Consider the following 12495-nt stretch of genomic DNA (forward strand, 5'->3'; position numbering starts at 1 on the left):
TTAATTAATAAATTGAACGAGAAGGGGAAATGAAAAATGGAAACACGTTACGCGATTCATCCAGAAGATATGAAAAAATATACAACTGAAGAGTTAAGAAGAGAATTTTTAGTAGAAACTCTTTTTGAATCAGGGCAGGTTCGCTTAACCTACACCCACAATGACCGTATGATTTTCGGAGGGGTTACACCAGCGGAAGAAGAGTTGACGATTAAACTGGATAAAGAATTGGGTGTTGAATATTTCCTTGAGCGCCGTGAACTTGGGATCATTAATATAGGCGGGGAAGGGTCCGTCATCCTTGATGGGGCAGAATATGATATGAAGGCTCGAGACGGATTATACGTTGGAAAGGGAACACAAGAAGTACTGTTCCGCTCCAAGGATGTCAGTAATCCAGCTAAATTCTATATTAATTCTACCCCTGCTCATCATTCGTATCCTACCGTTAAAATAGATATTAATGAAATTGTTCCTCTTGAAACAGGTGAGCCTGGTACTTTGAACGAGCGTAAAATTTATCAATATGTTCATCCAAATGTGTGCGAAAGCTGTCAGCTTCAAATGGGTTTGACGATGTTGTCACCAGGCAGTGTTTGGAATACTATGCCATGTCATACACATGAACGCCGCATGGAAGTATATCTATACTTCGATATGGAACCAGAAACACGTGTATTTCACTTTATGGGTAAACCCGAGGAAACAAGGCATTTAATCCTGAAGAACGAGCAGGCGGTCATCTCTCCAAGCTGGTCTATACATACGGGGACAGCGACAAGCAACTATACATTCATATGGGGAATGTGCGGAGAGAACATCACTTATACAGACATGGATTTTGTCAAAATGGAAGATTTGAGATAAGTGGGTCGCTTTCACGAAATGATAAATTAAAGAGCGGGGGTTATCGGAATGTCCAATGAACTTAAAGCTTTTTCATTAGATTATTTTAGCCTTAAAGGAAAAGTTGCTATCGTTACCGGGGGCAATAAGGGTCTTGGGCAAGCGTACGCTGCTGCACTGGCCAAGGCTGGGGCTGATATTTTCGTAGTTGTACGAAGCGGGGATTGGCAGGAAACAAAGGATCTGATTGAAGAAACCGGTCAGCGGGCTGTATTTTTCCAGGCAGACTTAGCTGACAGGACAAAGGTAAAACAGGTAGTTTCAGAATGCCTTAAGGAATATGGGAGATTCGATATTCTAGTCAATAACGCGGGAACTATCCGCAGAGCCCCGTTGTTGGAGTACAAAGAGGAAGATTGGGATGCCGTCATGGAAATCAATCTTAATTCTTTGTACCTCCTCAGCCAGGAGGCGGCCAAGGTCATGGTTGAACAAAAATCAGGAAAAATCATCAATATTGCATCCATGCTATCATTCCAGGGAGGTAAATTTGTTCCTTCTTATACGGCGAGCAAGCATGCCGTAGCAGGCCTTACCAAGGCGTTTGCTAATGAATTGGCCGAGTACAATATTCAAATCAATGCCATCGCACCTGGTTACATTGCAACAGATAATACCGCACCGATTCGAGCGGATGATAAACGCAATGCGGAAATTCTTTCTCGGATACCGGCTGGACGTTGGGCAAATCCTGCAGACTTGATGGGTGTTGTGGTGTTCTTGGCCAGTGAGGCCTCTAACTATATGAACGGACATGTGTTAGCAATTGATGGAGGCTGGCTTGCCAGATAACTTGGCTAAGGAATAAAAAAGAAAACAAAGAGCCGTACCAGATTTTTTTGGTACGGCTTCTTATTGTACTAAAGAGGTGTATACAGGGAAGGACTGCGCCTCCTTAGTCAATAGTAAAAGAATTGGGGGATCTTACTAGAGAGAATTCTATAACATTTCGTAAACGAAACTAGATTAAATAAATTAACTTAGTTAGGACGATGCTTCTCTTTGGACCGGACACTCTGGCTGAATTCGCTTGGAGTTAGACCTACATACTTGCGGAACTGCCGGGTAAAATGGTTGTAATTCTGAAAGCCTACGTCATGGGCTGCTTCCGTTGCATTCCGATTCGTATGTGCAAGAAGTAGGGCGGCCTGCTTAATTCGCATTCGATTAAGTGCCTCCACAATTGATTCGCCGGTATATTCTTTAAATAAATGCGACAGTCTCGATGCGGAGAGCCCCACACTGCGTGCCAGCTCCTCGACTCGAACCGTCTCCTGCATCCGCTGGGCGAGCAAATACAGCGTTTCTTCAATTCGAGGGTCAACCCCACTGGTTTGCTGCTTTGCGAGCAGCATGAGAATCTCCCGCAGTGCACTCAAGCAGAGCTCGTGCCAATAAGCGGCACGTTCCCGGGAGTCAGACAGAATACGGAGAAAAGCATGGTAGATACGCTCCCGAACCGCTTGCTGTTCAATCTGCCGGATGGTCAGTGCATCAATTGGCAGAAGACTCGCATCCATGAATCCGCCAGTAAAATGCGCCCAAACAAAATGCCAACTTTTTCCTTTAGGTGTACCGTAACGATGGGGTGTTCCCGGCTTTAACAGTGCTATGTCACCGACCCTTACCCGTAGCTCGCGGCCGTCTGCCTCGAAATAACCTTCACCATCTAGAGTGTACGTGATTAGCCAGTCACTCATGCCGTCCGGACGAACGGTAGAATAGGTTTCGCGCTCATGAAAATGCCCGGCGATCACCATACCGTTGGCCATTCCGTCATAATTGGAGGGGCGGTCAAGCTCCATGGTTATCCCCCTTTTCTTAGAAGTACTTTATTAAGATAAGTTTAGTTTAACTGCCGGCGGCAAACAAGTGGAATTGTTGAGAAATAGCAGAATCGTATGCATTGTTAGCAAGATCCATCCTTCTTCTACTCCTTATTCCAACTATATAATAAAGACAGTGATATATGTCACTTATAGTAGAAATAGGGGAGGGTAAAGAAGTGGTATATAAGAACCGAGTACTAACGGATGAGCAAAAGCGTAAGTTTGAAACGGAAGGTTATTTAATCGTTAAAGGATTGTTTACGGAGGAGCAACTGGCGGAGATTGACCAAACCTTTGAGGACATTAGCCGTCAGGCAATCCCGGGTCATTTTGAACCAGATTTGCAGCAGGAAACGATTGACCCGCTAAAACGGTATCCGAGGGTCATGCATCCGCACAGGTTTAATGAAACAGCTAAACGCTATATGCTGCATCCACAGGTAATGGATGTGCTTGCTGATTTATATGAGGAAGAACCGTTGGCTGCCCAAAGTATGTTTTATTATAAACCTCCAGGTGCACGGGGGCAGGCACTTCATCAGGATAACTTTTACTTAAAAGTCGAGCCGGGTAACTGCATTGCCGCTTGGACGGCGATCGATGCCGCGGATGAGCAGAACGGCGGGCTGTTAGTTGTGCCAAAGACGAGTGCCTATGATATTGTTTGTCCTGAATTGTCCGATGCCAAGGAATCGTTCACTACCCACTACGTGAAGCCGCCGAAGGACCAGAAGGCCATTCCGGCTGTGATGGACAGGGGCGATGTGCTCTTTTTCAATGGGAACCTGATTCACGGTTCATACCGCAATAAGACAAAAGATCGTTTCCGCCGCTCGTTCATTTGCCACTATGCCAACAGCTCGGCCGCGCGTATTGCCACGTATTATCGTCCACTGTTCAAAGTTGACGGCACCGAGGTGGAACTGGAGACCAATCCGAATGGAGGTCCGTGTGGAGTTGAATATGAATCACCGTATATCCACTAAACGTGAACCTAGGCTCGAGGTGCAAATGTCCTGGTGGGGGATGAACGGACTGGGTGTTCAAAATGGCGCTGGTGACGAATGGGGTATGGAGGAGAAAGTGGTTCGCATCGCCGAAGCAGGCTACGACGGCATTAACGGCTTCCTGCCTGAGGGCAGGGAGGCTGAACGCTTGTTTAGGCTGCTGGATCAATACAACCTTTCATACAGCGTAAACGCGTATCCGAAAACAGCGGAGGAGCTGGACGTTTTTCTTCGCAAGGCAAAATCGTTCGGAAGGGTTGATTTCGTCAATGTACAGGTAATAAGGCCGTTTCTCGTCGGAGAACAAGCGATGCAACTGCTTGCCGACATGGCAGAGGTGTCGCATTCTGTGGGTATTCCGGCTTATATAGAGACGCACCGCGGAACGGTCACGCAGGATCTACTGCGCACGGTAGAGTATGCTCAAGCTTTGCCTGAACTTAAGCTGACAATCGACTTCTCACATTATGTCGTGGCAGGTGAAATGACTACGGTGTCGGACGAGGCAGAAGAGCTGCTTCAGACCCTGCTTTCACGTACGAAGAGCATTCATGCCCGCGTATCGAACGGGGAACAGGTGCAGATTGATATTCCCATGTTAGGAAATGTGGATGTGGAGAGTGCCAAGGACCTTGAGTTCGAACACCCGATGTTGAAGCACTATAAACGTTGGTGGCTTGTAGGGATGCGCAGCTGGCGTCAAACAGCACTGGCAAACGAAGTGCTGCCGTTTGTCTGCGAGCTGGGGCCGCCACCTTATGCAATAACGGTTCGCGGTCCGGAAGACGTGGCGTGTGAGGTGAGCGACCGCTGGACGCAAGCACTGCTCTTTGCAAGGATCGCCCGGTCGTTATGGGAACAGGTTTAAATGATAAATAGCAGGTGAGTTTAATACGTGTTTACCAAATGGAAAAGCTCTTGAAAGAATCAAGGGCTTTTTTGGATTGGAAGCTAACTCTTTAATTTACCTTTTAAATTTTTCTCAGCATTTATTAATTTAAGAAATTTAAAATTTCGCCTGAATGTCTTTTAAAAACAGATCAGCAGCAGCAGAAAAAACCTGATGCTTTTTCCAAACAATATTTAAGCAAGATTCAAGCCGTGGCTCTAACGGTTTAAAACATAGGTTACTATCACTAGACGTATTGACTATTTTATCAAGGGTGACTGCATAACCAATTCCCTCTTCAACCATAATCGCGGCATTGTAGGCAAGATTGTATGTAGTTACGACGTTTAATTTATCAAAATCTTCACCAAACCAATCCGCAAATTCATTTTTAGAAAATGTCTGTTTCATAGCCTGTCGGGAACAGATTAGCGGAACATTTAGTAAATCCACAGCTTGAATGGTATCTTTGGAAGCTAGAGGACTGTCTTTCCTCATCACAACTCCCCAAACATCTTTGGCAGGGATATTGATATAATTGTATTTTGATAAATCAGCTGGTTGAATTAAAATACCAAAGTCAAGCAATCCTTTGTCAAGCCGTTCCGTCACATCGTCTTCGTTTCCACTATAAAGGTGATACCGTATATTTGGATAACGTAACTGTAACTCTTTTACTACCCGTGCAATCTGTTTCATGGCGTCTGTTTCCCCGCCGCCTATGTAAACATCCCCGCTTATTGTTTCTTCCATTGAACTAAATTCTGCCTCTAATTTATCGACCATACCAACGATTTCTTCTGCTCTTTTTCGAAGCAGCATTCCTTCATCTGTGAGAATGATACTGTGACTACTGCGATTAAATAGTTTCTTCCCCAACTCTTGTTCAAGGTCTTTTAATTGTCTTGACAAGGTTGGCTGCGTAATATACAAAAAATCAGCAGCCCCCGTAATGCTTCCTTCTCTTGCAACTGTAAGAAAATACCGCAAAACTCTAATTTCCAACTAACACTCCTCCTTAATGTGTTTTAGTATATCCATTTTAGAAATACCTATCAAGCATATCTTGATATAAGATATAAGTATTTGGCATATAAAAAAGGCGCGGTTACAATAAATAACAAAGGATGAAAAAAGAGTAAGAAAGAATGTATCTAATCTGTCTAGTATTTAAGATAGGAGTTGTTATTTTGACTAAACAAAATAAATTGTTGATTTTTATATTAACCATAGGAGTCTTCGGCATTTTAAATACGGAAATGGGGTTTATTGGAATATTGCCTTCCATTTCCGAACACTTTCATGTCAGCATATCAAAAGCTGGATGGCTGGTGAGTTTATTTGCACTTGTTGTTGCCGTATCTGGTCCAACGATGCCGTTAGTGTTTTCGGGGATAAATCGGAAGATGGTTATGTTACTGGTACTAGGTGTTTTCGTTGTGGGGAACACTGTATCCATATTTACCTCTAACTTTACCATTCTATTAATTGCACGTATCATACCAGCCTTTTTCCATCCAATTTATTGTTCTTTGGCATTTTCTGTGGCAGCTGCTTCGGTAAGTAAAGAAGAAGCTCCAAAAGCTGTGTCTAAAGTATTTATCGGGGTATCTGCCGGTATGGTTGTCGGCGTACCGATCGCAAGTTTTATTGCCAGTGCAACTTCTTTGCAAATGGCGATGGTGTTCTTTGCTCTTGTTAATGCATTTTGTTTCCTTGCTACATTGATTTTTATACCATCTATGCCAGTTGAGGAAAGACTTTCTTATGGTTCACAATTTTCCGTCTTAAAAAAATCGATTACATGGCTTTCGATCGTGACGGTTATTCTATTAAACTCAGCCGTATTTGGAGTTTTTAGTTATCTTGCTGATTTTCTGAAAACTGTTACGAATATCCCTGCGAACACCATTAGTTTACTATTATTCGTATACGGCGGAGCCAATATTATTGGAAATATTCTAGCAGGGAAATTACTAACGAAAAATGCGAACAAGTTTGTCGCAGCTTTTCCCTTTGTATTAGGAATCATTTACATCCTATTATTCTTATTTGGACGGTTTACCTTCCCTATGGCGTTCATTACGTTAATTTGGGGGATATTAGGTGGAATAGGGGGGAATATCAATCAATATTGGCTTTCTACTGCAGCGCCAGAAGCGCCTGATTTTGCCAACGGTTTATTTATCGCATCCTGTAACATAGGAACAACTATTGGTGCAGCTGCAGGCGGATTATTTATATCAGAATTGGGTACTCGGTACGTTGTATTAGTTGGAATCCTATCATTGATCCTAAGTTTGGTAACCATTTTACTAAGAAATTATCGGTATAGTCCTACAAAACAACTCTCCACTAAGGAGTATACCCTTTAAGATTTATAGATTTCATTCAATTAAAGAGTGAGGAATGGAGGAATAAAAATGTCACACGATAAACAGGTTGCGCTTGTCACTGGCGGTAATCGAGGAATTGGATATGAACTGGTCAAACAACTGGCTTTGATTGGTTTCAAGATAATTTTGACAAGTCGGGATCAAGAAAAGGGTAAAGAAGCTGCTAAGAAACTTAGGGCGTTAGATTTGGATGTTTCGTTTGTGGAAATGGATGTGACCAATCAAGAAAGCATTCATCAAGCTGCAGTTACCATAAATGAGCAGTATGGAAGATTAGACGTTTTGATTAATAATGCTGGAGTGTATTTGGATGAGAATAAAAAGTTATTGAATATGAACCCTTCCATTTTAGAGAAAACGATGGCAACTAATTTCTTTGGTGTTTACTACTGTCTCCAATCTTTTATGCCGATCATGGAAAAAAGAGGTTATGGTAGAATTATTACTATTTCTTCAGAATATGGGGCAATGAGTGAAATGGCTGATCGAGGTGCAGGGGCTTATAAGTTGTCTAAATTTGCCCTAAATGGATTGACCCAATTAGTCGCTGCAGAAATCAAAGGGGATATTAAAATAAACGCGGCCGATCCTGGATGGGTAAGTTCAGATATGGGTGGACCATCTGCTCCAAGAACCCCAAAACAAGCAGCTGAGTCGATCCTTTGGTTGGCGACACTTGGACCTGAAGGACCTAACGGGGGATTCTTCAGAGATGGAAAACGAATCGATTGGTAACATTGCATTATCAAAATATATTATGTAAGTAAAATTCCCCCTTGGCGAAAATTTAACCCGAGCGGGATGTTTTTTTATTTAAGTGCCGACTGTTATTCGCTCAATATATAAATGGAAAATGGACAAAATTCCATGCAAATTAAACCATCAGCTTAATTATGCTGTATTTCCCCCTAGGCTTGTACCCGAAAAATTATATTAAAATACTTTGTAATGAAATTGTTATATAGCTGTGATGAGTCCGTTATATCTTTCTAGTATAGTAAGGCTATCAACTCACACGAGGAGGAAACAATCATGCTAAAGAAATTCATCGTAGCCTTTACTATATTAGCTTCTTGTGGCTCTTTGTTCGCCGCCAAAGGTGAAAAAGCGGAAGCAGCAACTTATAATTATCATACAGCCGCAATTTCAATTGCGAAATCTCATATTGGAGTTCCATACCGATGGGGTGGGATGTCGCCTAGCGGATTTGATTGTTCAGGTCTTGTAAAGTATTCATACGGAAAAGCAGGAAGAACACTAAATCGCACTGCTGCCCAAATGTACTATGGAAACGGATATCGCCCATCCAATTTACAGATTGGTGACTTACTGTTTTATGGCCCGTCCAAAGTAAGTGCCCCAACCCATGTCGCCATCTATATCGGATACGGGAAAATGATCATGGCATCCTCTTCAAAAGGGGTTATTATCACCAACACTAGCAATCCATATTGGCATCCAAGATATATTGGAGCAAAGCGAGTTTAAAGATCATCATGACGATGGTCTTTTTTTTATAGTCTCTGTTATTATTCACTGTTGATTTTTGTATGATATGAAATTCTTATCATCGTTGTTTTCTTATTTTTCATTCCTTAATATTTTTTACCATAATGAATAGGTTATGTTTTGCATCTTTTGGTAAAAATGGGCTGAATCCATGTACTAAGGAATGTCACACATAGAATGTTTTACTGCTAGTTGGTTAAATTATAACCATCTTAACAGTGGTGGTGAAAACATGACAAAAAGGAATATTAAAACTAAATCAGGGAAGCAAAGTGCGAAAAGTATAACAAGTACCGAATTTGCTTCTGAAATGAAACCGCAAGACAAAAAAACAGAAAAAACAAGGCCTTCCACATAAGCTTACCATACAACTTAAGTTAGAAAGCGCAGAGATCTATCCTTTCGCGCTTTCTAACTTAATAACACTCACACATGGAATGTGTTACAAAAGAGTAATGTTTCCTTTTTTGCAATCCTCGATGGTTTGATCGTTCCAAACGGAAACTTGGACTTCACCAATATGGGCCTTTCTTAAGAGGAACATACATAACCGGGATTGCCCGATTCCACCGCCAATTGTATAAGGAATCTCTTTTTTTAGAATTGCTTGATGATATTCCAGCTTAGAGCGATCTTCCAGGTTTGCCTGTTTTAATTGGTTTAACAGCGCCTGCTCATCCACACGAATCCCCATTGAGGAGATTTCCAATGATCGTTCTAAGATAGGATACCATAACACAATATCACCATTTAAATTCCAGTCATCATAATCCGGGGAGCGTCCATCGTGCTTTTCACCAGATCGTAATTTGCCTCCTATTTTCATTATAAAAACAGCTCCGTGTTCCTTTGCAATCGCATCTTCCCGTTGCTTCGCTGTTAACTCAGGAAATCTGTCTTCAAGCTCTTGAGTCGTAATAAACTTGATGTCTTCCGGAAGAATAGGTTCAAGTTGAGGATATAGCTTATAGATGTAATTTTCAGTATTTAATAGTGCCTGATAAATCTTTTGTACTTCAGATTTTAAGGTTTTTAGATTCCTTTGTTTATTAGTGATAACTTTCTCCCAGTCCCACTGATCCACATAGATCGAGTGGAGGTTATCTAAAATCTCATCCCTTCTAATGGCGTTCATATCCGTATAGAGCCCTTCGCCAACAGTAAATCCATATCTAGCCAGAGCCATTCTCTTCCATTTTGCCAAGGATTGAACGACTTCAATAGAGGAGTTTTTGATATCTTGAGCATCGAAGGAAACGATGCGCTCCACCCCATTGAGGTTGTCATTTATCCCACTGCCAGTTCTTAAAACAATAGGGGCGGACACTCTTATTAAATTCAACACTCCAGATAGGTTTCTCTCAAAATGATCTTTTACTTGCTTAATTGCCATTTCCGTTTGTATTAAATTCAATGTGGATTGGTAAACCCGAGGGATTATAAGGGATTTAGGCATATTTTGAACAACCTCCAGTTAAAACGTCTATTTTTTGTAGATCTTTACCCTGTTTACATTATGATGAAGTCTTATTATTGCCATCAGCATATGCCTATAAAAGAATTTTAAACTGGATCATCATAAAACTTGGCAATAACGTTTCAATCTTAGAGTGAAATTCGTTATAATGGTAATTTAAAGGGGGTGTTAACAGATGGAGAATCAGTTACGATTGTCTGGGAATTCTTCCACTCATGCAAAGCCTATTATTAGAAAGGCGATACTTTGCATGGGGCGAAACCTTTAGTTTTATCGCTGAACAAGCTTTCTAATATTTTGGCTTTGCACCTTATTTTATCCAAACCAAAATAAGGAGCGGGCAAAATGAAATATATTAACGCAACCAAAGTTTTACCTGAAAAGCTAATCGTGGAAATCCAAAAGTATATCCAAGGGGAAACCTTATACATTCCTAAGCAGGTAACAGAGTATCAGAAATGGGGAACCTCAAGTGGCGGGAGACGGCTGCTTGATCGTCGTAATGCCGCCATTAAAAATTCTTTTAGTAGTGGCAGCAGTATCCAGCAATTAGCTGAGGAATATTACCTTTCAACCGAAACCATCAAAAAGATTGTTTATTCACATAAAAAGTAAAAGAACGGCACTGATGAAAGTCCTCATTAGTGCTTTTTTATGTATAAAACGTTTCTAAGTCATTTTCTCCATTTCTGAAGCTGACTTTATTTTATAAAATGTGTTAAGAGACGTTGCAAAATGATTGGAGAAATATGTGATGACCGAGAAATTTATCAAAAATGAACAGTTAAATTTTATAAAAAAACAGATTAAATTGATTAAAGACACGACCAAAAAGAATGTACCGAAAAACGTTTTGATGGCTACAATTGACTTAGCCAATGCTAAAATACTGGACCTCTTTCCAAATGCTTCATATGATCAACAAGAAATGCTGGATCTTTCCAGACTGAAAACAGATGACGAATATGAGCAATATATCCAGCGTATTTCGGCCTTGTTGCTGCCTTTTCCACAAATCACTGAGCAGCAACTGAAAAAAATGTTTCCGAAGAATAAGAAATTAAAGCTGCCTGATTTATCAAAAATAGACCACAGCCAGTTAACCTATTTAAGCTGGAACGATTTGAGATCTAATAAAAAATTTATCGTATATGAGCTGAATGGAACTATGGTTGGGATTGAATGTAAATTTACGCCCACTAGCAAATATAATTATTGTTCCGTCTGCCATTGTTTAGGCGAGGTTGCCTATTTTTCCACCGTAACAAAAGAAAAAAGGCTAAAAACCCGGATTATTACAAATCTATTGGCAATCTAATTTGTGCAGATAGCAGCGAATGCAATAAAAAGATAACCAATGTAGACTATTTAACGACTTTTTTAAAAAACTCACTAAAATATGAATAAATCCATGCAGTTTTTGGTTTAGCTTATTAAAATACGGGTATGTAATAATTAGCTACATTCCCCCATATCCTTATGTTGCTGCTAACTTTGACTATCTTATGGATAGTCCTTTTTTTTTGATTATTAAATTTATTCCATTCTATATAAGGGGATTTTATCGGGTATGCCCGACTGCTTCCTATAGTTACCGCTTTTCTTAGTAATCGTGTTATTGGTATAATACTATTAAAAACGTGTTTATATTAGAAAGGAGGAATATAAAATGGGGGAGCCTACTAGTATTATTGAATATATTCAAAAAAATAGAGAGCAGCTGATCCATGAGTGGTTAGATAAACTAAGCAGTATAGAAGAAAATAAAATTTTAAACCAAAGCTATTATAATATTTGTAATGAATACATAAATCTATTAACTTACAATTCGATTGATGAGGATATAGTTAAACTCAAAATCAGTGCGTTCATTCAAAAATTAATCCAAATAGGGTGGACATTAAATTTTATGATGGAGTGTATAAACGAATTTGGTAAGATTGTTTTTTTTCAAATGACCAAAGATGACGTAGATCAGAAGCAAATGGAGTTTGTTTGGGATTATGATAAGTGGATCAGTCCAATTAACAATCAATTATACAGTCAGTACGCAGCTTCTTGGCAAAAAACGATTTCTTTACAAAGAATTGCACTTGATGAATTAGCTGCACCACTTATCCCTGTATTTGATGATATTTCCGTCATGCCGCTCGTTGGAACCATTGATACAGAGCGGGCAAAAAGTATTATGGAAAATTTGCTTGAAGGTGTTGTCAAAAATCGGTCCCAAGTTGTCTTAATTGATATAACAGGGGTCCCAGTAGTGGATACGATGGTAGCTCATTATATTATGCAAGCCATTGAAGCAGTTCGATTAGTTGGGGCAAAATGCTTACTTGTGGGGATAAGACCCGAGATAGCCCAAACCATTGTGAATTTAGGAATTAATCTAAATCAGGTTATAACAAAAAGCAACTTGCAAAAGGGGATAATGGCTGCATTAGAAATGACAAATCGAAAGATAGTATCAACGGAGGAATAA

14 protein-coding genes are annotated in these 12495 nt (G+C 40.4%); 11 read left to right on the forward strand and 3 right to left on the reverse strand.

Features of this window, described 5'->3' with window-relative positions; all coding sequences use genetic code 11:
• The first annotated feature begins 36 nt into the window (after positions 1–36).
• Both kduI and kduD read left to right on the forward strand, forming a co-directional pair.
• Positions 37–867 carry a 5-dehydro-4-deoxy-D-glucuronate isomerase gene (kduI, locus tag J7E81_RS05010; protein WP_215041008.1) on the forward strand — a complete coding sequence of 277 codons (831 nt, stop codon included), beginning with the start codon at positions 37–39 and terminating at the stop codon, positions 865–867.
• Between the two features lie 48 nt (positions 868–915).
• The gene (gene kduD / locus J7E81_RS05015; protein ID WP_215041009.1) at positions 916–1698 is read left to right on the forward strand and encodes a 2-dehydro-3-deoxy-D-gluconate 5-dehydrogenase KduD; all 783 of its coding nucleotides are present in this window, start codon (positions 916–918) and stop codon (positions 1696–1698) included.
• Between the two features lie 188 nt (positions 1699–1886).
• On the opposite strand, the gene J7E81_RS05020 is transcribed toward kduD, so the two are convergent.
• On the reverse strand, positions 1887–2711 hold the full coding sequence (locus J7E81_RS05020; RefSeq protein ID WP_215041010.1) for a helix-turn-helix domain-containing protein: 825 nt from the start codon (positions 2709–2711) through the stop codon (positions 1887–1889).
• A gap of 164 nt (positions 2712–2875) precedes the next feature.
• Here J7E81_RS05020 and J7E81_RS05025 point away from each other — a divergent pair, with 164 nt between their 5' ends.
• The gene (locus J7E81_RS05025) at positions 2876–3721 is read left to right on the forward strand and encodes a phytanoyl-CoA dioxygenase family protein (RefSeq protein WP_215041011.1); all 846 of its coding nucleotides are present in this window, start codon (positions 2876–2878) and stop codon (positions 3719–3721) included.
• Positions 3675–4610, forward strand: a complete 936-nt coding sequence (locus J7E81_RS05030) for a sugar phosphate isomerase/epimerase family protein (RefSeq protein ID WP_251028427.1) — start codon at positions 3675–3677, stop codon at positions 4608–4610. The genes J7E81_RS05025 and J7E81_RS05030 overlap by 47 nt, the downstream gene beginning before the upstream one ends.
• Before the next feature lie 138 nt (positions 4611–4748).
• Here the strand turns inward: J7E81_RS05030 and J7E81_RS05035 are convergent, their stop codons facing one another.
• A complete protein-coding gene (locus tag J7E81_RS05035) occupies positions 4749–5636 on the reverse strand; it encodes a LysR family transcriptional regulator (protein WP_215041012.1) in 888 nt (295 codons plus the stop codon).
• 185 nt (positions 5637–5821) lie between these two features.
• Here J7E81_RS05035 and J7E81_RS05040 point away from each other — a divergent pair, with 185 nt between their 5' ends.
• The 4 genes from J7E81_RS05040 to J7E81_RS30835 all read left to right on the forward strand — a co-directional run bounded on the left by J7E81_RS05040 (position 5822) and on the right by J7E81_RS30835 (position 8894).
• Positions 5822–7006: an MFS transporter gene (locus J7E81_RS05040; RefSeq protein ID WP_215041013.1), complete on the forward strand. Its 1185-nt coding sequence runs from the start codon at positions 5822–5824 to the stop codon at positions 7004–7006.
• A gap of 48 nt (positions 7007–7054) precedes the next feature.
• Positions 7055–7762: an SDR family oxidoreductase gene (locus tag J7E81_RS05045; protein ID WP_215041014.1), complete on the forward strand. Its 708-nt coding sequence runs from the start codon at positions 7055–7057 to the stop codon at positions 7760–7762.
• Positions 7763–8059: 297 nt separating this feature from the next.
• The gene (locus J7E81_RS05050) at positions 8060–8515 is read left to right on the forward strand and encodes a C40 family peptidase (RefSeq protein WP_215041015.1); all 456 of its coding nucleotides are present in this window, start codon (positions 8060–8062) and stop codon (positions 8513–8515) included.
• 253 nt (positions 8516–8768) lie between these two features.
• Positions 8769–8894: a hypothetical protein gene (locus tag J7E81_RS30835; protein WP_285291983.1), complete on the forward strand. Its 126-nt coding sequence runs from the start codon at positions 8769–8771 to the stop codon at positions 8892–8894.
• Positions 8895–8978: 84 nt separating this feature from the next.
• Here the strand turns inward: J7E81_RS30835 and asnA are convergent, their stop codons facing one another.
• Complete coding sequence (gene asnA / locus J7E81_RS05055; protein ID WP_215041016.1) at positions 8979–9992, reverse strand: aspartate--ammonia ligase; 1014 nt, start codon at positions 9990–9992, stop codon at positions 8979–8981.
• Positions 9993–10358: 366 nt separating this feature from the next.
• On the opposite strand from asnA, the gene J7E81_RS05060 reads away from it, so the two are divergent.
• From J7E81_RS05060 to J7E81_RS05070, 3 genes are all read left to right on the forward strand, one after another.
• Positions 10359–10628: a CD3324 family protein gene (locus J7E81_RS05060; RefSeq protein WP_215041017.1), complete on the forward strand. Its 270-nt coding sequence runs from the start codon at positions 10359–10361 to the stop codon at positions 10626–10628.
• A 139-nt stretch (positions 10629–10767) separates the two neighbouring features.
• Complete coding sequence (locus J7E81_RS05065) at positions 10768–11331, forward strand: FusB/FusC family EF-G-binding protein (RefSeq protein ID WP_251028428.1); 564 nt, start codon at positions 10768–10770, stop codon at positions 11329–11331.
• A 351-nt stretch (positions 11332–11682) separates the two neighbouring features.
• Positions 11683–12495 carry an STAS domain-containing protein gene (locus J7E81_RS05070; RefSeq protein WP_215041018.1) on the forward strand — a complete coding sequence of 271 codons (813 nt, stop codon included), beginning with the start codon at positions 11683–11685 and terminating at the stop codon, positions 12493–12495.

The organism is Bacillus sp. ISL-18, from assembly GCF_018613415.1.
GTDB lineage: Bacteria > Bacillota > Bacilli > Bacillales > Cytobacillaceae > Neobacillus.